The sequence below is a fragment of the Neorhizobium sp. JUb45 genome (assembly GCF_004343585.1).
GTDB lineage: Bacteria > Pseudomonadota > Alphaproteobacteria > Rhizobiales > Rhizobiaceae > Neorhizobium.
This window is the reverse complement of the sequence record NZ_SLYW01000015.1, coordinates 44,143-64,917: the sequence shown is the minus strand read 5'-3', so window position 1 is coordinate 64,917 and position 20,775 is coordinate 44,143. Positions and strand designations below refer to the sequence as shown.

General features: G+C 58.1%; 21 protein-coding genes and 2 pseudogenes. 12 read left to right on the top strand and 11 right to left on the bottom strand.

Annotated features, from left to right (window positions below; genetic code table 11):
- Window positions 1-47: 47 nt before the first annotated feature.
- Window positions 48-1,256: a GAF domain-containing protein gene (locus EDF70_RS28230; protein ID WP_132281162.1), complete on the bottom strand. Its 1,209-nt coding sequence runs from the start codon at window positions 1,254-1,256 to the stop codon at window positions 48-50.
- A 430-nt stretch (window positions 1,257-1,686) separates the two neighbouring features.
- On the opposite strand from EDF70_RS28230, the gene EDF70_RS28225 reads away from it, so the two are divergent.
- The 4 genes from EDF70_RS28225 to EDF70_RS28210 all read left to right on the top strand — a co-directional run bounded on the left by EDF70_RS28225 (window position 1,687) and on the right by EDF70_RS28210 (window position 6,595).
- On the top strand, window positions 1,687-2,253 hold the full coding sequence (locus EDF70_RS28225) for a DUF4142 domain-containing protein (protein ID WP_132281159.1): 567 nt from the start codon (window positions 1,687-1,689) through the stop codon (window positions 2,251-2,253).
- A gap of 31 nt (window positions 2,254-2,284) precedes the next feature.
- Window positions 2,285-3,391 carry an alpha/beta hydrolase gene (locus tag EDF70_RS28220; RefSeq protein WP_132281156.1) on the top strand — a complete coding sequence of 369 codons (1,107 nt, stop codon included), beginning with the start codon at window positions 2,285-2,287 and terminating at the stop codon, window positions 3,389-3,391.
- Window positions 3,392-3,609: 218 nt separating this feature from the next.
- Window positions 3,610-5,418, top strand: a complete 1,809-nt coding sequence (locus EDF70_RS28215; protein ID WP_132281153.1) for a YbhB/YbcL family Raf kinase inhibitor-like protein — start codon at window positions 3,610-3,612, stop codon at window positions 5,416-5,418.
- A 13-nt stretch (window positions 5,419-5,431) separates the two neighbouring features.
- Window positions 5,432-6,595 (top strand): zinc-dependent alcohol dehydrogenase, encoded by a 1,164-nt coding sequence (locus EDF70_RS28210; protein ID WP_132281150.1) that lies wholly within the window; start codon window positions 5,432-5,434, stop codon window positions 6,593-6,595.
- A 367-nt stretch (window positions 6,596-6,962) separates the two neighbouring features.
- Here the strand turns inward: EDF70_RS28210 and EDF70_RS28205 are convergent, their stop codons facing one another.
- Window positions 6,963-7,829 carry an SDR family oxidoreductase gene (locus EDF70_RS28205; RefSeq protein ID WP_165932171.1) on the bottom strand — a complete coding sequence of 289 codons (867 nt, stop codon included), beginning with the start codon at window positions 7,827-7,829 and terminating at the stop codon, window positions 6,963-6,965.
- Between the two features lie 144 nt (window positions 7,830-7,973).
- On the opposite strand from EDF70_RS28205, the gene EDF70_RS28200 reads away from it, so the two are divergent.
- The 3 genes from EDF70_RS28200 to EDF70_RS28190 are packed head-to-tail and all read left to right on the top strand — an operon-like array spanning window position 7,974 to window position 11,481.
- Window positions 7,974-8,873, top strand: coding sequence for an SDR family oxidoreductase (locus tag EDF70_RS28200; RefSeq protein WP_132281190.1), 900 nt, complete (start codon window positions 7,974-7,976; stop codon window positions 8,871-8,873).
- Window positions 8,873-10,654 carry a glycoside hydrolase family 15 protein gene (locus EDF70_RS28195; RefSeq protein ID WP_132281147.1) on the top strand — a complete coding sequence of 594 codons (1,782 nt, stop codon included), beginning with the start codon at window positions 8,873-8,875 and terminating at the stop codon, window positions 10,652-10,654. Before EDF70_RS28200 ends, EDF70_RS28195 begins: the two co-directional genes overlap by 1 nt.
- Window positions 10,651-11,481, top strand: a complete 831-nt coding sequence (locus EDF70_RS28190; protein ID WP_132281144.1) for an SMP-30/gluconolactonase/LRE family protein — start codon at window positions 10,651-10,653, stop codon at window positions 11,479-11,481. The genes EDF70_RS28195 and EDF70_RS28190 overlap by 4 nt, the downstream gene beginning before the upstream one ends.
- Window positions 11,482-11,660: 179 nt before the next feature.
- Here the strand turns inward: EDF70_RS28190 and EDF70_RS28185 are convergent, their stop codons facing one another.
- On the bottom strand, window positions 11,661-12,194 hold the full coding sequence (locus EDF70_RS28185; protein WP_132281141.1) for a DUF4142 domain-containing protein: 534 nt from the start codon (window positions 12,192-12,194) through the stop codon (window positions 11,661-11,663).
- Window positions 12,195-12,397: 203 nt separating this feature from the next.
- On the opposite strand from EDF70_RS28185, the gene EDF70_RS28180 reads away from it, so the two are divergent.
- A complete protein-coding gene (locus tag EDF70_RS28180) occupies window positions 12,398-12,898 on the top strand; it encodes a sigma-70 family RNA polymerase sigma factor (protein ID WP_132281138.1) in 501 nt (166 codons plus the stop codon).
- Between the two features lie 10 nt (window positions 12,899-12,908).
- Here EDF70_RS28180 and EDF70_RS28175 read toward each other — a convergent pair whose 3' ends face one another.
- A complete protein-coding gene (locus EDF70_RS28175) occupies window positions 12,909-13,616 on the bottom strand; it encodes a Crp/Fnr family transcriptional regulator (RefSeq protein WP_132281135.1) in 708 nt (235 codons plus the stop codon).
- Here EDF70_RS28175 and EDF70_RS28170 point away from each other — a divergent pair, their 5' ends adjacent.
- Together EDF70_RS28170 and EDF70_RS28165 are read left to right on the top strand one after the other, a co-directional pair.
- Window positions 13,617-14,009 carry a hypothetical protein gene (locus EDF70_RS28170; RefSeq protein ID WP_132281132.1) on the top strand — a complete coding sequence of 131 codons (393 nt, stop codon included), beginning with the start codon at window positions 13,617-13,619 and terminating at the stop codon, window positions 14,007-14,009. It abuts the gene before it with no gap.
- A gap of 100 nt (window positions 14,010-14,109) precedes the next feature.
- Window positions 14,110-15,036 (top strand): manganese catalase family protein, encoded by a 927-nt coding sequence (locus EDF70_RS28165; RefSeq protein WP_132281129.1) that lies wholly within the window; start codon window positions 14,110-14,112, stop codon window positions 15,034-15,036.
- 185 nt (window positions 15,037-15,221) lie between these two features.
- Here EDF70_RS28165 and EDF70_RS28160 read toward each other — a convergent pair whose 3' ends face one another.
- From EDF70_RS28160 to EDF70_RS28145, 5 genes are all read right to left on the bottom strand, one after another.
- On the bottom strand, window positions 15,222-15,389 hold the full coding sequence (locus EDF70_RS28160; protein ID WP_132281126.1) for a DUF2934 domain-containing protein: 168 nt from the start codon (window positions 15,387-15,389) through the stop codon (window positions 15,222-15,224).
- Between the two features lie 58 nt (window positions 15,390-15,447).
- Complete coding sequence (locus tag EDF70_RS28155; protein WP_132281123.1) at window positions 15,448-15,951, bottom strand: ferritin-like domain-containing protein; 504 nt, start codon at window positions 15,949-15,951, stop codon at window positions 15,448-15,450.
- Between the two features lie 218 nt (window positions 15,952-16,169).
- Entirely contained in the window at window positions 16,170-16,313 is a 144-nt protein-coding gene (locus EDF70_RS30135; RefSeq protein ID WP_165932170.1) for a hypothetical protein, read from the bottom strand.
- Between the two features lie 40 nt (window positions 16,314-16,353).
- Window positions 16,354-16,566 (bottom strand): hypothetical protein, encoded by a 213-nt coding sequence (locus EDF70_RS30530; protein WP_132281120.1) that lies wholly within the window; start codon window positions 16,564-16,566, stop codon window positions 16,354-16,356.
- 51 nt (window positions 16,567-16,617) lie between these two features.
- Complete coding sequence (locus EDF70_RS28145; protein WP_132281117.1) at window positions 16,618-17,088, bottom strand: hypothetical protein; 471 nt, start codon at window positions 17,086-17,088, stop codon at window positions 16,618-16,620.
- A gap of 137 nt (window positions 17,089-17,225) precedes the next feature.
- Between EDF70_RS28145 and EDF70_RS28140 the strand changes: the two genes are divergently transcribed.
- A complete protein-coding gene (locus EDF70_RS28140; RefSeq protein ID WP_132281114.1) occupies window positions 17,226-17,534 on the top strand; it encodes a hypothetical protein in 309 nt (102 codons plus the stop codon).
- A 273-nt stretch (window positions 17,535-17,807) separates the two neighbouring features.
- Window positions 17,808-18,707 (top strand): annotated as a pseudogene (locus EDF70_RS28135) (3'-5' exonuclease); the annotation flags it as partial.
- A gap of 265 nt (window positions 18,708-18,972) precedes the next feature.
- On the opposite strand, the gene dinB reads toward EDF70_RS28135, so the two are convergent.
- Together dinB and EDF70_RS28125 are read right to left on the bottom strand one after the other, a co-directional pair.
- Window positions 18,973-20,076 carry a DNA polymerase IV gene (dinB, locus tag EDF70_RS28130; protein WP_132281108.1) on the bottom strand — a complete coding sequence of 368 codons (1,104 nt, stop codon included), beginning with the start codon at window positions 20,074-20,076 and terminating at the stop codon, window positions 18,973-18,975.
- Between the two features lie 136 nt (window positions 20,077-20,212).
- Window positions 20,213-20,431: pseudogene (locus EDF70_RS28125) on the bottom strand (SOS response-associated peptidase); the annotation flags it as partial.
- Window positions 20,432-20,775: the final 344 nt, after the last annotated feature.

Here is a 20,775-nt window from a genome sequence, read left to right as displayed (position 1 = left end):
GCGCGCCGTTCTCGCCATTTCCACCAAAGCTTTTAACGCCTCGGCCATCAGGTCGACGGTTGGTCAGCTGATGTTCCAGATTTATCCGGCGGGCCCTCGAGAGCTGACAACGGGAGGCCGATCACGACATCCAGCCCCTCGCTGCTCCAACTATAAGTGATTTCTCCCCGCAGCCCCTGGACACTCCGCGTCACAAGCGTTGAGCCGAAGCCAGAAACCGACGGTTCGGAGACCGTTGGCCCACCGCGTTCGCTCCACACGATCTCGATTTTGTCGGATCGCACGCATGACACCACCAGCCGTCCCTCAAGTGTGCTTAGAGATCCATATTTGGCGGCATTCGTTGCCAGTTCATGCAGAACGAGCGCAATGGCGGTGATGTTGTTCGACGAGACGAATACATCATCACCTCCGACGAGCGCCAGCCTCTGCTTGTCTTCGTCTTCAACATAGGGCGCAAGGATATCGGTGATCACCCGATGCAAGGACACGTCTGACGGAGGCTCCACACTCTCCAGCGAGAAGACGGGTTGCACCAAATCATGTGCTTTACTCAGTGCCGTCAGCCTCGATGTGACAATGGCTGCCAGTTCAGTCGCCGTTGATACCGTGCGCGCACTCATCTTAAGCAGGGAATTTGTCAGGGCAAACACGTTCTTGACCCTGTGGTTCAGTTCTCTCAGGAGCAGCACACGTTGCTCTTCGGCTCGCTCCCGCGCCTGTTCGTAGTTGTATCGCTCTATTGCGATCGCTATCGTACGGGTCACCATGCCAATCACTTCGATATCGCGCTCGGTCGGCTCCTTGGGCTCGTGATAGTAGTTCGCAAACGTCCCGAGAATACGTCCGTCGGCCGCCTTGATCGGCATCGACCAACATGCGCGCAAACCATGGCCAAGTGCGAGTTCCCTGAAGTCCGCCCATAGCGGGTCGGTATCGATGTCGGAAACCATCACCGCCTCTCCGGAAAACGCTGCCGTTCCGCAAGAACCTATCCCATGCCCGACTGGAATGCCGTCGATCGCTGCATTGTATTCTGAAGGAAGGCTGGGTGCCGCGCCTTCGAGCAGGCTTTTTCCGTCTTCTGAAAGCAGAAGGACGGAGGCGAGCAACTCGCCGTTTGCGGGTTTCTCGACGAGGAGAATGATGTCGCTCAGCACGTCCTTGATCGGACCGCCAAGCGCGACGCGAGCGAGGATGTCTCGCTCTGCGATAATGAGTTCAGACTGAATTGAGGGGATGTTCATCACAGTCATCGGCGGCGCCTCGGTTCGGAAGCCGGGACTTCCGACCGCATGTAGCCCTTAGATAGGGCAGCACACCTACGATGCCAGTGATTTAAGCTGCTTGGTTTTGAACAAGGTTCGCCGGGAGCGTTTCGCTCCCGGCGATGTCGTAGACGGTTGTATCAGACGCGATGCGTAATGGTTTCTGAAACGACGACGTTGCGCTTAGCCGCTCACTCGTTGTTTCAACGGTTTCACTGGGCCTGAAGGTCTCGGGCCAATGGATCCCGGAGCCGACAAGCATATGTCGTGTGTCAATTATCAGATGGAACTTAAACAGCAGCCTGTGGTTTAGATCACGAGCACTCTGACAATTCCTGTCAAACCTCATCCCCCACAAAACGGCTGTTTCGCTGCTGGATAGCTGCGTCCAGAAGTTGTGTCTTCCCGGAGCATTCATATGGACCGCCGTACAATTCTGACCGGCCTCTTGGCCGTTGGCGCAGCCCCCATTATTCTGGCGCAGACGCGTCTGGTCTTGGCTGCAACCCCATTGGCGGCAATGCCGATCACGTCGTTTGCAGACGTCAAAACCGCCGCGCAGTTCTATTCGACCGTGATCGGCCGCGCCGAAATTTCCCTCGCCACCTCGCAGGTCGCTTCGGAAAAAGCCACCCAGAAGAACGCGCTTGAGTTCGCCGGTTTCGAGCTGGGTGAAGCTATCACCGTCAACATGGTTCTCAAGGACACGGGTGCGATGGGCCCAGGCATGGATGCGGATGCGCATGGCATGGTCGAAAAGGTGGTGTCTGCCGGAAAAGGCAAGGCGTTCGACAAAGCCTATATCGGCCTCCAGCTCGAGAACCACGAGTACCTGCGCGACCTCGCCGATGCCTTCATCCACACCTCCACCGGGGTGACAGACCCGGCCGAGGTTCAGGGGCGCCATCTCAGCATGCTGATGCTGGCCGTGTTCAAGGAACATGTCGCGATCTGCAAGCGCATCACCAAAGAGCTCGACGCGTAAGCGCCCTCAGTCAACGTCACAAGGATTTCCGATGAAGACCTCAGTTCACATCTCCATTCTGGCCGCCCACCTGATCGCCAGCACCGCGCTTTTTGCAGCACCGTCCGCATTCGCGCAGGAACAGCCGAAACCCAATCCTCTCGCGGAAACGCCAGACAGCGGCACGATGAAACGCGCCGACACGGAAGACATGGCTCTCGTTCTCAAGAAGATGCAGGAACTCGGTGCAAAACCGATCGAGTCCCGCACAGTCGAGGAAGCGCGCACCCAGCCGACACCTGCGGATGCGGTTAAGGCAGTCCTCAAGGACCAGGGCAAGATGGTCCCGATGCCTGCCGTCAAAAAGCAGGACATGACCTATCCGATCGCGGGCGGCACCCAGCCGGTCCGCATCTATACGCCAGAGAACGCAGGCTCCGGCCCATTGCCTGTCATCGTCTACTATCATGGCGGTGGATGGGTGATCGCCAACATCGACACTTATGAGTCCTCGGCACTTGCCCTGGCGTCGAAAGCAAAGGCGATCGTCGTCAGCGTCGAATATCGTCATGCACCGGAGGCCAAGTTCCCGGCAGCGCATGAAGATTCCTTCGCGGCCTACAAATGGGCCCTGGAAAAGGCTGCAAGCCTCGGCGGCGATCCGGCACGTGTCGCGGTGGCCGGCGAAAGCGCCGGCGGCAATCTGGCAGCCAATGTCGCGATCATGGCGCGTGACCAGAAGGTTCAGATGCCGGTCCACATGCTGCTCGTCTATCCGGTGACTGGTACCGACATGAACACGCCATCCTATATCGCCAACCAGAACGCCATGCCCTTGTCCAAGGGCGCCATGGGCTGGTTCGTCGGCAAGGTGCTCGCCAAGCCCGAGGACGCCATGAACCCGATGCTCAATCTGACGACAAAGGCCGATCTCAAGGGCCTCCCGCCTGCGACGATTATCACAGCCGAGATCGATCCACTGATGTCCGACGGTGTGATGCTGGCGGAAAAACTGAAGGATGCGGCTGTCACGACAACCTACATGAACAATGATGGTGTGACGCACGAGTTCTTCGGGATGGACGCTGTTCTGGACGATGCACGTCGTGCCCAGGATTTTGCCGTCAATGATCTGACCAAGGCATTCGGAAAGATGTGATGTTTGAGACACCGGCTCAGTGATGAGCCGGTGTCCTTATGCTGTCGTGTCGTGAAAACCAAAGGAGCGGCGCATCCGTTGACCTTTGCGAAGGGCGGCGTTGATGCGGCGGTCAATGAGTTCGCAGCCAACTGCGCACTAGTCTCATCCGAAGCCACTTTGATCTCCGGCCGGGAGGCCGGGCTTTTCACGTCCTCCTCGCCCCATCAGGAGACCCCATGAACAACCGTCTGTCCGTCCTCGCGGTTTCCGCCACCGCGCTCGCTCTCATCCTGCCATCCACCGGTTCCGCCCAGATCAAGGGAACGGTGGGGGAAGCATCCGATGTCATCATTCAGGGCTCGATTTTAGAGCCAGAAAAGCTGGTCGTAGCTGATGACGCCAAGCTCACCGGCCTGATCAAGGCGCCCGCCGGCTTCGAGGTCGATGTTTTTGCCCGAGATCTGATCAATCCGCGCATGCTCGCCGTCTCGCAAAACGGCACCGTCTACGCGACCCGAAGGGCGGTCGGCGATGTGATCATGCTGAAGGACGCCAACAATGACGGCAAGGCGGATGACGTGGTCACCGTCGCGAGCCGACCTAACATGCATGGCATCGCCTTCGACGGCAACAAGGTGTTCCTCGTCACGATCCACGACGTCTACACCGCCGACGTCGGAGAAGATGGCACGTTCGGCCCTCTGACCCGGATCATCGACGATCTTCCCGATGCGGGCCAGCACGCCAACCGGACGATCAAGATCGGCCCGGATGGCATGCTCTACATCTCTGTCGGTAGTACCTGCAACGAATGCCAAGAAGATAATCCGGAAAACGCGACGATCGTTCGAGCATCCAAGGACGGCAAGACGCGCACGATCTTTGCATCTGGCCTGCGCAACACGATCGGCTTCGACTGGGAGCCGACGACCGGCGCACTCTACGGTATTGATCACGGCATAGACTGGCTAGGCGACGAAGTTCAGATCGAAGAACTCAACCGGATCGAACAGGGCAAGAAATACGGCTGGCCTTATGTTTACGGCATGAGCGGCATCAACCCGCACATCAATCCACCGGAAGGCATCACGCTCGATCAGTGGGCGAAGCAGTCGACCGAGCCGGTTCTCGGCTACACCGCCCACAGCGCGCCGATGCAGATGGCGTTTTACGGTGGGACGGCGTTTCCTGCGGACTACAAGGGCGACGCCTTCATCGCCATGCGGGGATCCTGGAACCGCCGTCCTCCGAGCGGATATGAAGTCGTGCGCGTCAACTTCGAAAACGGCAAGCCGGTCACGTTCGAGAAATTTCTCGAGGGTTTCCTGCTGCAGCAAGAGAACGGCAAGTTTGGCTACCTTGGACGCCTGGCCGGTATCGCCGTTGGCAGGGATGGTTCGCTGTTCGTCGCCGACGACAGCAATGGCATCGTCTACAAGGTCTCGTATACCGGCGCGGTGGCGAGGCAATCCACCGAAGCCACGACGATCCCCAATGGCGTCACCGACATGCAGGCCTCGCAGATAGCGTTCGATCTCGCCAAGGCCCGGAGCGAAGAGGCGATCACGGTCAAGCCCGCCTTCGAAAAAGATGGGCCGATCCCGGTTCAATATGCAGCCGACGGAGATAACGCCTCTCCGGCAATCGAATGGTCCGCAGCGCCTCAGGGCACCAAGTCCTTTGTGTTGGTCGCCGACGACCCGGATGCGGCAAAGCCGAAACCATTCACGCATTGGCTCGCCTATGACATTCCGGCCTCAACGACAAAGCTGCGTGAAGGTGTTCCCGGCACGCCGGTCCTTCAGGAGCCAAAGGCGATGAAGCAGGGCGCCAATAGCATGGGATCGGTCGGTTATACCGGACCGAAGCCGCCGGTTGGCGACCCGGCCCACCATTATCATTTCCAGGTCTTCGCGCTGGATGTCGAGACCCTGGGTCTCGAACCCGGTGCAAAGCGCGACGCGGTGCTGAAAGCCATGGAAGGTCATGTCCTCGCAAAAGGTCAGGCCGTCGGGACATTCGAACGCGAGATGGCAACGAAATAGAAGGAGAACGACGATGAAAGCTCTGACATGGCACGGAAGCGGTGACATTCGCTGCGAGCAGGTCGATGATCCGGTCATCCAGCATGACCGAGACGCGATCATCAAGGTGACGAGCTGTGCGATCTGTGGCTCTGATCTTCACCTTTACGGTGGCTTCGTTCCCGGCATGCATCACGGCGATGTCATGGGCCACGAAACGATGGGGGAGGTGGTCGAGGTCGGTCGCGGCAATGCCAAGCTCAAGGTCGGCGATCGTGTCGTCGTGCCCTTCACCATCTCTTGTGGCGAGTGCCGCCAGTGCAAATGGGGCCAGTTTTCCCTTTGCGAGCGCTCGAACCCGAACGGAAAGATGCAGGCGAAACAGATCGGATATCCGACGGCAGGCCTGTTCGGTTATTCGGAACTCTATGGACGCTTTCCCGGTGGCCAGGCGGAATATCTGCGGGTGCCATATGCCGATGTGGGTCCGATCAAAGTGCCGGATAACTTGACCGACGAACAGGTCCTGTTTCTCTCCGATATTTTCCCGACGGGATATATGGCGGCGGAAAATTGCGACATCAAGCAAGGACAGACGGTCGCCGTGTTTGGCTGCGGTCCGGTCGGATTATTTGCCATCAAGTCTGCCTTCCTGCTGGGGGCAGAGCGGGTCATTGCCATAGACACCGTTCCGGAGCGGTTGGCGCTCGCCAGAGCGTCCGGTGCGGAGACGCTCGATTATGCGGATGAGGACCTGCAGGAGCGTATCCTCGCCATCACCAACGGACTTGGGCCGGACGCCGTCATCGAGGCGGTCGGCATGGAAAGCCATGGGGCGGGTGGTGTGATGGAGACCCTCCAGACAAAACTGACTTCAACGGAGCGGCCCTACGCTCTCGCCCAAGCGATCCTTGCCTGCCGGCCCGGTGGGATAGTGTCTCTTCCGGGTGTCTTCGTCGGCTCTGCTGTTCCCGCACCGCTCGGGGCCCTTGTCGGCAAGGGATTGACCCTGAAAACCGGACAAACCCATGTACAGCGATATCTGGAGCCACTTCTCAACCTGATCGTCGAAGGCAAGATAGATCCTTCCTTTGTGATCACACACAGGATCGGGCTGGAGGAAGGACCGGAAGCTTATAAGACCTTCCGCGACAAAGAAGACGGATGCGTCAAAGTCGTCATTCGACCGAATGGCTAAATATGCTGCGGCTCGCAACCACGTCTGCGAGCCGCAGCCCTTCATCGCGTGTAACTAAGTCGCCGGAAAATTGGTAAATCTGAGCGGTCGTCACTACCCGCATTTCATTCCAGTCAGCTAGACAAAGGGAGCAGCAAGCATTGCTGCGCCCTTTTTGCTTACTTGGCCGGTGGCGAGGCTTTGCCAAGCTTTACAGACGGCTCGCGCCCCCAGATCTGAAGTTTGCCCAGTTGCGCGACAAAGCCGAGAGCCCTTCTTTTCCTGGAAGCGGTGCGGGTAGTTCACCATCAACGGCCTATTCCCACCCGAGTGGGAACCACAGAGGCCGCTGAAGCAGGTTTACCAATCTGCCTCGGTAGTATGAACGCTAGATCATTATCTCGCCGCCGGTGACCGGAATGACGGCGCCCGTCATGTAGCTTCCAAGTTCAGAAGCCAGGAGGACATAGGCTCCTGCGAGCTCGGCGGGCTGGCCGGCGCGGCCGATCAGGGTCTGTTGCCCAAACTTCGCGGCTTTTTCGGCCGGCATGGTGGACGGGATGAGGGGTGTCCAGATAGGGCCGGGGGCGACCGCATTCACGCGAATGCCTTTTTCAGCAAGCATTTCCGCAAGGCCGGCTGTGAAGTTGGAGACAGCCCCCTTGGTGGATGCATAGGCGAGAAGCTGCGGCGATGGCTGTCGCGACTGGATGGAGGTGGTGTTGATGATGGCACTTCCGGGTTTCATATGCGGAGCGGCCGCCTTTGACAGGAAGAACTGCGCGTGGATGTTTGTTCGGAAGGTCTTGTCCCACTCTTCAGCGGAGATATCGGCGATGTCGTCATAAGTGCGCTGAAAAGCGGCGTTGTTGACCAGGATGTCGATACCGCCGAGCTCACCAACCGCGCGCGCGACCAGTTCCTGGCAATGATCTTCCGATGTGATGTCCCCCGGAATGACGAGTGCCTTGCGTCCTGCATCCTCGACCCATCTGGCGGTGTCAGCTGCGTCCTCATCTTCGTTGAGATAGGAGATCAGAATATCGGCGCCCTCGCGCGCGAAAGCAATTGCCACGGCCTTGCCAATACCGGAATCCGCACCAGTGATCAGCGCGACCTTGCCGTCCAGCCTCCCGTTGCCGCGATAAGATTTCTCGCCATGATCCGGGACGGGTTGCATCAAGGCGGTTTCGCCTGGCGGCTCCTGCTGTTGTTCCGGATAGGGTGGTATCGGGCGACGTTGTTCTTCGGTCATGATCTTCCTCCGGTTGAATGACGGAGGCTTAACCGGCGGGGTCGGTAACTGTTCCGCGATCTGCTGCTGCCTCCGCGATTATCTACGGAACTTCTGTTGGTCCCGCGGCTTTCGTCTCCGTCCAACGCGAAAGGAAGAAAAACAATGGCTTCAGCCAATCAGTTCGACATCCAGAATCCGCTGACCCAATACCCTCAGCCAAAGTTCCCCGAGCAACCTCAGCCCGTCCCGGGCCTTGCCGGAAAAATGCAGCCTGTCCCGGATCACGGCGAAACAACCTACAAGGGTTTCGGCCGACTGAAGGGCCGTAAGGCGCTTGTGACAGGCGGGGACTCTGGTATCGGGCGTGCGGCTGCGATCGCCTATGCTCGCGAAGGCGCGGATGTCGCTATCAACTATCTTCCGGAAGAGCAGGCGGATGCCGACGAGGTCATCAAGTTAATTGAGGCCGAGGGCAGCAAGGCTATCGCCATTCCCGGCGACTTGAAAAGCGAGAGCTTCTGCCAGGAATTGGTCGCAAAGGCGAACGCCGAACTCGGCGGCCTTGATCTGTTGGTCAATGTAGCTGGCCGTCAGAAGTCGGTTGAAACGATCGCCGATCTTACGACGGATCAGTTCGACGAGACGTTCAAGACCAATGTCTATGCGCTGTTCTGGATCTGCAAGGCCGCAATTCCGCTGATGCCGGAGGGCTCCACGATCATCAACACCGCCTCAATCCAAGCCTACCAGCCATCGGAAAGCTTGCTTGACTATGCCCCGACAAAATCCGCGATCGTTGCTTTCAGCAAAGCCTTGTCTAAGCAGATCCTGCCGAAGGGGATCCGCGTCAATGTCGTCGCACCCGGTCCAGTCTGGACACCGCTGCAAACGTCTGGCGGCCAGCCGCAGGACAAGATCGTCGAGTTTGGCAGCGAGGTTCCGATGAAGCGGCCCGGCCAGCCCGCGGAATGTGCTCCAATTTACGTGTTTCTCGCAACGCAGGAATCGAGCTTCATCACCGGCGAGGTCTTTGGCGTCACCGGCGGTAACACGCTGCCCTGATGCTCAAATCTCTGGAGCCTGTGCGCTCGGGCGGCTTTTTGCCGCTCGAGCATTACGCCGCGATCGGTGAGGGTCGCTCGGTGGCCCTTGTCGGAGCGGATGGTTCGGTCGACTGGTGGTGCGCGCCCGATATGGATTCGCCGCCCCTGTTTAACCGCATGCATGACGAAGATGGAGGACGGTTTTCGCTGACGCCGGTTCGGCCATTTAAGATCGAGCGCCAGTATTGCAAAGACAGCAATGTGCTGGAGACCATCTTCATTACCGATACCGGCCGAGCCCGAGTGACCGAGTCCTTGAACAGCGGCGCTGGTGGCAGGCTGCCGTGGTGCGAGCTGGCCCGTCGCATAGAAGGGCTGGCTGGCACCGTGGATTTCGAGATCGTGGTCAACCCGATCTGTGCGCAGGGAGAGGTGAGGCGGATTGATCATCCCAATGCGGCGGTTCGTTACATCGGCGATCTGACGACGACATTCTGCCACTCGGACGATGTGGTAATCACGGCCGACGAAGATCAGCGGACGAACGCGCGGTATACGGCAACAGATGGATCGCGAACCTGCATCGCCTATCTAGTGGCTGACAAAGCCCCGCTGGCGATACCCAAACTGTCGGAGATCGATGCGCGGATCGATTTCAGCGATGACGAGTGGCGGCGCTGGTCGGAGAAACTCAGCTATGATGGTCCATTCCAAACAGACTTCATCCGCTGTGCGCTGTCGCTCAAATTCCTGCTTTACTCGAAGACCGGCGCAATCGCGGCCGCGGCAACCTCCGGACTGCCGGAGCGCATCGGAGGGGACAAGAACTACGACTATCGCTACGCCTGGATCCGTGATGCAGCTTACACGATCAAGGCCTTCCTGCGGGCTGGCGCTCTTTCCGAGGCGATCGCTGCGTTTGGCTGGCTGGTGCGCACAATCGACGATGACGGGCCGACACCGTCGGTTGTCTACACGCTGGCAGGCGGTGAGGTTCCAGACGAAGAGATTATTGATGTGCCCGGCTACAAGGGGTCGTCACCGGTACGCACCGGCAACCGTGCCAAAACGCAGGTCCAATTGAGCTGCTATGGCGACCTGCTGGAAACCGCTGCCCTATTTGCTGATATGGGACATGTCCTGGATCCCCGGACGAGCAAGCTGTTAACGCGACTGGCAGAACAGGTCGTCGATCGCTGGCAAGAAAAAGATGCCGGCATCTGGGAGCTCGAGGATCAGCAGCATTACACATTCTCAAAGATTGGATGCTGGCTCGCCCTAGCGAAGGCTGCGGAGATGGCGAGGGCTGGGCATATCGCTGGCGATGCGGATCGGTGGGATGCTGAAAGTCGTCGAGTCAGGGCGTGGATCGACGCAAACTGCTGGTCGGAGGCGCAGCAGGCCTACACGTTTTATGCGGGAACCGACAATCTTGATGCCGCACTCCTGCTGACAACACGTTTCGGCTTCGAGCATGATGATCGTTTGCGCAGGACAAGGGACGCAATTGAGCGAGAGCTCGCTGTCGGGCCGCTTGTTTATCGTTACAGCGGGGTTAGCGAAGAAGAGGGGGCGTTTGTCGCCTGTTGCTGCTGGCTGGTCGAAGCCTATGCATTTCTCGGGGAGGTCGATCGCGCCGAGGATATGCTCGTTCAGCTGCTTGAAAAACTCGGCAACAATTTCGGTATTCTCACCGAACAGATGGACCCCGCAACCGGGGGAGGGCTGGGCAACCTCCCGCAGGGCTTAAGCCACCTCGCTTTGCTTCACGCGATATTCTCGCTCCAGGAGAACACATGATGGATGTTCGAATTCTCGACGCGCGCTTGCCGGCATGCCAACTGGGTGAAGGTGCTTATTGGGATGCGCCAACCGCCTCCCTGTACTGGGTGGATATCATCGGGCGCTCGGTGCATCGGTACTCCCCGGATAAGCGAGCGCATCAGACTTGGGTGGTATCGAGGGAAGTCAGCTTTGCCTATCCCAAAGACAGACGGCTTGTTCTGTGCATGGCCGATGGCGTTTATCATCTCGATCTCGAAAGCGGGGAGGAGACGCCCATCGCTTTGCTGGACCTTCCAAAGGATCACCGGCTCAACGACGGCAAGCTTGATCCCCAAGGGAGGCTGTGGGTTGGTACGATCAACACCGCTGACGATCCTTCGCCGACAGCAGCGCTCTACCTCCTTCGCGGCGATCATCTGGAAGAAGTCGAGGGGGGCTACGCTAACGCCAATGGCAAAGCCTGGTCCCTGGACGGACGTGTCATGTATCACGCGGACACGGCCCGAAACACGATCTGGCAATACGATTACGATAGTGAAACCGGTGTCGCCCTGAATAAGCGCGTGTTCGTCAAAACGGGGGAGAACAGTCCGGATGGCCTGTGTTTGGACAATGACGGCAACGTCATAGCTGCAATGTACGGGAGCTCCAGTCTGAACGTGTTTTCTCCGCGGGGTGACCTGCTTGAGCGGCTAGATCTGCCGGTTCCAAATCCGACGAGCTGCGTATTGGCCGGAAACGCGTTGTTCATCACCACGGCTTTTGATGGTTTGGACAATGAACAGCGGCAAAGGTTCCCACTCTCGGGGCAAGTCTTCGTTATCGACAGCTATTGTAAGTAGTTAGGTGGGCAAAAACTTTCATTTTTTGGTTTTGCGGCGGTCCCCCGACGATGCTTTTCCCGACGCCGCAAAGGTAATTTGGGAGCAACAGATACTAAGTAGATGGACAAGGTGTAGACCCGTAAGCGCCAGCACGCACCGACTCGGTGCGTGCTGGCGCTCTAACATTGTCTGGAAGACTACTTATTGAGGTCCTTCGCCATCATCAGATGGTGTTCCAGCGCGGGTCGCGTTGTCGCTGCCCAGGCCTTCAGATCAGCATTTTCGCCTTCTTCACCGTAGCGCTTGAACAGGTCGACTGCATCCTCGTGAACATCTTCCTGGTCAGAATGATACTGCTTCGTGAAATCCTCCCCCTGAAGGCCCTTCAGCTTGTCGAGCATGCTCTGCTGCGAGGAGGTCATTTCGGCGGGGACGGCAGCCTTCACCTTGCCTGAAGACACAAGCGCCTTGAGTTCGTCGGATGTCTTCGTGTGGTCAGCCACCATCTGCTGCGCGAATGTCTTCGTTGCGGAATCGGCGCGCTCGATGGCGAGCTTGCTGGACTCGATTTCGAACATGTCACTCGTGGCGGCTTCGGCAACGAAGTCTTCCGTCTTCGGCGCCACTCCAAGGACCGAGTTCACGCCGCTCTTTTCGGCGGCGGTCTGGGCCATGGCAGAGGATGCTAGAAGCAATGCAAGGCTTGCGGCGGTTAGGCTGGTCTTGATCATGGGTGCAACTCCTGTTCGTGGGACCGCTTAACAGCCGCCGACCGGGGAAGTTCCGTCGTGGGGAGAGCTGATTTGAAGCCGAAAGAGAAACACACGGCTAGCTGGCCGAGCGTCTTCCCCAGACCGTACGGGATCGTACCCTCTGGACGAAATGCGGAACGCGAGGCAGTCGCCGACTGTTATTGTCCTAAAGGGAGACTACAATGGTCGTTGCTCCGACTGCAGGGTTTTCGCATGCCGAAATGCTCGTAGAAGTCCCAGCCCTGCGTACTTTCGCGCGGCGCTTTCACCGGAATGGTCCCGATGCGGAGGATCTCGTTCAGGACACCCTGATGAGGGCTATGGCCAGCGCGGACAAGTTCCATCCCGGGTCCAGGCTTCGGTCGTGGATGTTCACCATCATGCGCAATCGCTTCTGCACCAAGTTTGCTAGCTCGAAGCGGGAGATGGTTGGGATCGAGGACGATGCGAGCGGCAGGATGGTCACCTTGCCAACGCAGGAATGGAGCATTCGGGGCCACGAACTGGAGAAGGCGATCGCCGTACTTCCAAGACACCAATCTGACGCCTTGGTAATGGTTCTGATCGATGCGCTTAGCTATGAGGATGCAGCTAAGCAATCGGGCTGCGCCATCGGGACGATAAAGAGTAGGGTCAACCGTGCTCGCCACCAACTTGCGATTTCCATGGGGCAGGATGATTGACCGCGGGCGGTCACCGTACCCGCCAGTCTTGTCCGAGGTGCCTTTCGTACTCTTGTTCGGGCATGCCATAGGACGGGCCTGCTACGGCCTTGAGGGTTTCGCGATCCCTGACTGAAATCAGACCGCGCTCAGCCTTGATCGCCAACGAACCTTCCAGTCGATGCAGCGCATCAGTCACGCTCGACCGACGGACGCCGAGCATAAGCGCCAGGAAGTCGTGCGTGAGCGGGAGTTCGTCGCCAATCCTGTCCTGGCTCATCAGGACCCATCTGGCCAGCCTCTGCTCGATGTCGTAGCGGCCGTCGGCCAGAGCTGTGGCAGCGACCTGAATTAGAAAGACATGCGCGTATTTCAGCAGGAGGTCCCGAATAAAGCGGCTTTCGTCTATTACCGCGCGCAGCTCTTCAATACCGATACGCAATGCCGGACCCGCGCATTGCATGAACGCGTAGTGCGGACTGCTATCGACCCCGAGGACGGCGGGCACTGCCGAAAACCCTTCGTACCCAATGCATCCGACTTCGATTTTCTTCGTTTCATCGCTGCCAGCGATCTCTGAGGAAAGTCCTCCCTCGAAGAAGAAGACATGGCTGATCTTCTCGTTGGATCGGAACAGCATTTCGCCCTGCGCGAGGCTGACAGGTTCCAGTCTTGGGCGCAGCAACGCCGCGTCGGGCTGCGGAAGAATTGAAAGAAGTCGATTCTTGGTCCACGACATATGCGGTTCCTGACTGAACTGTTCGAGGATGGGAGCTTCGCCCGAGATAAGGCGAAAGGAGGCAAGGTCCAGTTCGTCATGTCGCAAAAATTGTTCGAGCTGCGGAAACCTGTGGCCAGTTTCAAGGTTGGTAGCTCGAAACCGGGGAGCGCCAGCATGCCGAAATTCTATTTTCACCTCCGCGACGGACAGGATCTCGCAGCAGATCCGGAGGGCGCGGAATTCGAAAGCTTGGAGGCCGCGCGGAAGGAAGCGATCAATTCCGCGCGTGAACTTCTCTCACAACGTATCCTGCGTGGCGACGTCGTGGACGGTCAGGCGTTCGAGCTAACGAGCGAAGACGGGACGGTTGCTGTCATCGTGCGTTTCAAGGATGTCATGCGTCTGGAGTGACGTGAACGGGAACCGGTACGATACCGCACGGTCGTGAAAGCTGAGGAACTATCGCGATGCCATGAGGTTGGGCGCTTGTCTCAAACCGAAAGGAAATCTCATGTTCATGAGAGTAGACCAGCTCCAGGCGGAGCTGCCCGCACCGAAAGCCGCTGACCCAAATGCTGCAGCCGCCCTTCAAGAATTGCTCGGCGGTAAATACGGGGAAATGTCTACGCTGGGAAACTATATGTTCCAGTCGTTCAACTTCCGCTCGAAATCGAAGCTCAAGCCCTTCTACAGCCTGGTTGCCAGCATCACGGCAGAAGAGCTCGGGCATGTTGAGCTCGTCAGTAACGGCGTCGCGATGCTGAATAATGGGCCTGACATTCCTGACGGTGACGAAGGCGACGGTGGAGACATATCCGGTGCTCCGTTCAAGGATATGGCAGATATCCGTTTGGCCGCGAGTTTTCTATCGGGTGGCGGCGGCGCGATGCCAATCAACAGCAACGGCCAGTCCTGGAACAACGACTTCATCACCACGACTGGCAACGTCGTTCTCGATCTGCTGCACAACTTTCACCTGGAATGCGGCGCCCGGCTTCACAAGCTGCGGGTCTACGAGACTGTGACCGATCCTACAGGCCGCGAGGTCTGCGGCTATCTTCTTGTTCGCGGTTCGGTGCATGCGCATGCGTACGCGCTGGCGCTGGAGAAAATCACCGGAGTGGACGTGAAGAAATTCCTGCCGACCCCAAACATCCCGCTCGCCAACATTCCCGAATGCCAGAAGTATCTCGACGAGGGTTCGCATCGGCGCCTCTACACCTGGAGCCCGAACGACTATAAAGAGATCGCGGGGATCTGGAGCAACGACGAAGTCGCGCTGCCGGGTGATCCTCCAGGCGAACTTGAGGTGGTCGATGGAATGCCGGACGGCGGTAAGATCCAGCAGCTTGTCGGCGTACCATCAGCTTTCACGCCGGACTATGCTCCCGAGGAAATGTTCGAGATCGCCGAAAAACTTTACAAGAAGTCTCGCTGAGCCTTGATAAGTATCACAGACTAAAGGAGCCCGCCTTGGCGGGCTTTTCTGTATCAAGGATTTGGGTGCCCTGGTCGTGTGTAAGCAGGAAGCTCTTGGAATGTCACATAAAACAGGCCCTCCGAGTTAAAAACTCGAAGGGCCTATTTTATGTCAGGTGACGTCATTAGGGACGTTCACAGCGTTTATTCGGCTTCGTCATCCCAGGAACTCGTGGGCGACGTCGCATTATTGTCGTCCCACTCGGCGCTCGCTTGCGTCCAATGCTGATGCTCCTGCCCATCCGGATTTCCGGCCTGTTCCCACAGCTCGTACGCCCGGCGGGTAATCCAGTCGTCACGTTCGGATTCCATGCTTCCTCCCTTTGTGGCTTGTAGCGGGACCGCGCTCTCCTGCGCGGCCCCATTTACATTACGCGGCTTTCTTCGAGCCCTTGGGGTTCGCGGATGCTTCGCCGAGCTGGGTCAAAAGCTGATCGGTCTCGAGCTCCTCCTGCAAGGTGGTGTCGAACAGTTCCACGGCTTCGGTCAGGCCAAGCTGTTTCGCCCAGCTTTTCAGAGTGCCGTAGCGGGCAATCTCGTAGTGTTCGACGGCCTGCGCGGATGAAATCAGGCCGGCGTCCAACGCAACCGAACCCTTGAACTCGTCAATGATCTCTTCGGCCTCTGCAATGATGCCCTGGATGGCTTCACAGGTCTTGCCGCGCGCCGGCTTGCCGATCAGCTCGAACACCTGCTGGAGGCGCTCGATCTGGCCTTCCGTCTGCTCTTTGTGCTTCAGGAAAGCTGCCTTGCCTTCCTCGGACTGCGAAGCGCGGGCCATTTTCGGCAATGCCTTCAGGATCTGCTTCTCCGCAAAGTAAATGTCCTTCAGCGTATCGAGAAACAGGTCGTCCAGTTTCTTCTCTGCCATGATTGTTCTCCTGAGTTACGGGAAGCCGGGCATGTCGATGCCCTGCGGTGTGCGGGCCGATAACGTGATCTCGCAGACGTCGTTCCGTCGTGATACGGACGCTGTGTCGACGGTACGGTGTCGTACGAAAGTCAGTTTTTGGCCGTTGCAAGCTTCTATGACGACGGGCGACAAGCCGGATTCGGTCTGTCGAGTAGCGGCCGCTTTCGGTTCGCGGGGATCTAGACTTCGTCCTTGGGTAATTTGCCCTCAGCGTTACGCAGCCCATCCTCCGCCGCTTTCTTTAGCTTCTCGCGATCTTTGTCCGCGACTGCGGGGTCGCTGCGCGCAGCATCGCTGGTCGGGTCTGGAGTGTCGTCGGTCACAGTGGCGTCCTCTTCCGTCGAACGTTTCGGAATCTAGTTCTTAACCTAGCGTTTTTTCCGAACTGCTTTCTGCGGGATCAAAATTTATGTCCCAATCCTTATTGGGGCCTTTCTGACCGAGCGGGACCTTACGCTCGGTAACGTCCTCGGATCCAGTTATTACAGTTGGCTTGGCGCTGTGGACGCCGGATGCATGTGGATCCGCCTGGGACGGCGCGTATCGACCTTTTGCATCGTCTTCCGGGTTGGCCATTTTTTCCTCCATTTTGGTTCACTTTGAGCGGTCTGCGCTCTTGAGGTCACATCAACGGTTCATGCCGCAGACGAAGCCGATGACGGCGGCGATACCAACCGCCGGCAATGGTTTGGCGCGGATGCGCTCCTTTAGGTCAACGAGTACATCAGACGCTTGCGCCTTCGCGACGCGCATTGCCGCCGAACCGATCTCGCTGGCGCTCTCCCGCAGGCGTGCCACCTCCGCCTTCAGAGCTTCAAGCTCTTCGCGGGAAGATGCAAATGTCGCCGCATCGGTCTGCTCGGGCTCCCTCGTCGCTGCCAGAGCCTTATCGACGAGCGGCGCGTCTGAGCCAAAGCTAACCTCCTTTGGGAGAGACGGCACGATCCCGGTTGGAACGGGTGTTGTTGTCGCCGAGACCGGGTCGGAGCCCGGGAATGAGCCTTTCAGACTAGCCTCGAGTTCGGATTCGGTGCCTTGGGATAGCCGCGCTTGTTCTTGTTCAAGAGCCTCGACTGCTGGGGATTTCGGCGGGGTCATCGGTGTCCTCCTGGGTTCCATCCACGAACACTTGCTGAGGCGTAAGGTTCCGTTTGTTTCAATCATCGTCGGTCAACGAAACCAGCCGCAATTCCCTGCGTTTGTAGTTGTGACCTCTTGAAACAGGAGACAGCCTCATGGCCGACGATAGCACCACCACCATCCGCGCTACGTTTGATACGCGCGAAGCAGCAGACCTTGCCGTCGAGCATCTAGTGCAGCAACACGGGGTTTCGCGCCCAGACATCTTCATCCAGTCTGCGACCGATCGAAACACAATAGGCTCCAAGCCTTCCGGTGGCGACGCGTCGCACGAGGGCGGATCACGCAATGACGCCCCGCTCGAAGGGGAAATCGAGGTCTCGGCTGATATCGCTTCTGACCAGATTGCGGCTGTTCAACGCAGCCTCGGTGACGCGGGCGCGATCCGCGTGTCTGGACGCTGAAAAGTTTTGTGGGGCCGGCATAGTGCCGGCCCCGCTCGTTTGCACATCAATGCGTTGAAGATGAAAAGCCAAAAACCTCGGTAGTTTATTGCGATCCAACTATGGATCGTCGGTTCGAATCTGCTCAAGACTCAGTCACTGCATGACTGAAATCGATCATCGTGGTAGCCGTTCGCGTGCTCTGCGATAGGACAGTCAGATTTGCCCACCCAGTTCGATATGTTTTCCGACAATCTGTCTGCGTCGCCATCGTCTGATCGCCGGTAACCGGTCCGAGAGTCAACAAGCAAGACTATGACCGAGGCGGAGATGGTCGCACATCTGTCCGGTACCGGGCGCTTCCGCATTCTGCAAAAACTTGAGCAACGCGAGATCGCAGCAATAATCCGGCCCGAATTTCCATTGAGAGGCATCATCCTCGATACCGAGACAACCGGGCTCAGCCCTCGCAAGGAAGAGATTATCGAGATAGGCCTGATCGCCTTCACGTTTGATCATGCCGGTGCGGTTGGCGACATAACGGGCAGCTATGGTGGTCTCCGGCAGCCCGAGAAATCCATCCCGCCCGAGATTACCAAGCTGACCGGCATGACAGACGAAATGGTGACCGGTCAGGCGATTGATATGCAGCGTGTCAACGAACTTGTCGCGCCCGCCGATCTCGTGATCGCGCACAATGCCAGCTTTGACCGCCCGTTCTGTGAAGCGTTTTCTCCGATATTCTCGGATAAGGCCTGGGCCTGCTCGAATGCGGAGATTGACTGGTCGGCGCGCGGTTTCGAGGGAACGAAGCTTGGATATCTCATCGGTCAGGCCGGCTATTTCCATGACGGCCACAGAGCGCTCGATGACTGTTTCGCCTTGCTGGAGGTTATGGATCGAAAACCTAACGAAGGCGCGGAGACGGCGTTTTCAGAACTCTACCGAGCCAGTCTGAAATCCCGCGTACGCATTTTTGCCGAAAACAGCCCATTCGACCTGAAGGATCACCTGAAGGCGCGTGGATACCGATGGTCGGATGGAAGCGAAGGACGGCCGAAATCATGGTGGGTCGAAGTGGACGAGCCCGATCTTGCCGACGAGCTTCACTATCTGCGCACCGAAATCTACCGATATCCGGAAGCAGATCCGCCCATCAAGTATCTGACCGCCTTTAACCGTTTCCGCGCCTAGCGGTTCGAAATGAGGAAGATGAATTTTCGGATTTGCATATTGCGCATAGCTGGGCTGCGACACAGCCTCTGACCCGGCGTGAGGGATCGTATATAACAACTCCAACGAAGCGATGTACCTCCTCCCACAGAGCTTCGGGTTTCATGCGGCCCACTCCTCCTCCCAAGGGTAGCATGAATGGACAGCGGCACTCCTCCTCCCAGCCGGTGTCCAATGATTTCGAAAAGCCTGCGCACTCCTCCTGCGCAGGCTTTTTCGTTTCTACCTACATCCCGAAATCCAATTGCGACTGATCCTCATCGCCATCTTCGCCCTGATCGTTCGTTAGCGAGGATAGGGTCACGCCAAGCAACCGCACCGACAGCTTGAACGGATAGACGGTCGCGAGAAGCCCTGTTGCTGCTTCAAGAATCTCGTTGCCGTTGGCAAAGGGAAGGGCGGTGGTCTTGCTGCGCGTCGCCTGGGTGAAGTCGGAATATTTGATCTTCACGGTGACGGTCTTGCCGCTGAAACCTTTTCCCTCGCAATAGCTCCAGACCTTCTCCGCCAACGGCTTCAATTCGCTCGTCGCCAGATCAAGATCGTCGATATCTTGGCTGAACGTATCTTCGGCGCCAACGGATTTTCGCACGCGGTCGGGCCGAACCTGACGATTATCGATGCCGCGGGCGATGCCGTAGAAATAGGGACCGGACTTTCCGAAATTCTGTGTCAGGAAAGTGAGAGACTGCGCCTTGAGATCTGCGCCGGTCTCGATACCGAGCCGATGCATCTTCTCGGCGGTGGCCGGCCCGACACCATGGAATTTCTTGACGGCGAGGCCTCCGACAAAAGCCGGGCCGTTCTTCGGCGTGATCACGGCTTGGCCATTGGGTTTGTTGAGGTCCGACGCCATCTTGGCCAGGAACTTGTTATAGGAAATCCCGGCCGATGCGTTGAGGCCGGTCGTCGCTTTGATCTTTGCGCGGATTTCCAGCGCGATCTCTGTGGCGATCGGCATGCCCTTCAGGTTTTCCGTCACGTCGAGATAAGCCTCGTCCAGTGACAAGGGCTCGATAAGAGGCGTGTATTCGGCAAAAATCTCGCGGATCTGCTGCGAAACGGCACGATACACTTCGAACCTTGGCTTCACAAAAATCAGATCCGGGCATTTACGCGCCGCCGTGACCGACGGCATAGCCGAATGGACCCCGAATTTGCGGGCCTCATAGCTGGCGGCCGCCACGACGCCGCGGGCGGCAGCACCGCCGACGGCCAACGGCCTGCCGCGCAGCTCCGGATTGTCCCGCTGCTCGACCGACGCATAGAACGCATCCATGTCTACATGGATGATTTTGCGGAAGGTCTCTGCCGGGATCGTGTCTGTCATGGTGCTGCCGGAAGGTCCGGGTTGAGGCTCGATAGTTGGAACGGATAGTGAACATATCACCGTTCCCGCCGATCGCAAACAGCTGCTTCAGTGCACCGAACTGTCGGATGCCCTTGCCCGGCTACAGGAGGCTACCCGCGCGTGCCTCGGCGGCCTTCTTCTGCACGAATATCGGGGAAGGAAGGCCCCAGCGCGCATGCACCAGCTGCGTTTTGCCGTCGGCCGTGTTGCGAACGATCGGCCCCATCTGATCGGGGTTCATCTGGTAGGCGGGCATGAGGTTGATTAGGCTCTCGGCGTCCTGGGCCCACTTCGAGACCCAGTCCTTGTCTTCCATCCGATAAAGAGCGCACATTGCAGGCTATCCCTCCGCTCAGACCGATGAGGAAATCTAGCGCATCGCCAGCGATCCGCTAGTCGAGCTGGAAACATCGGCATTGTCCTGCCGCTCCCGCAAACCTTTGTAGGCCGCATGGCGCAGCTTGCCGTCGGCCATCCAGGCGCGAAACTCGATCTCGGCTATCGATACGCTGAAGGTTAAGGCGCGGAATTTTCAGTGACAATATCGCAAGGATATGAGCTCAACGCATAGCTCTCGTGACTTAGACAAACAGTGGCAAGCTATGACCCGCAAAAAGCCGAGAGTGGGCACGCCACGCCGCAGAAGACTGCTTGATTTTAAGGCAAGTGGTGTATCCG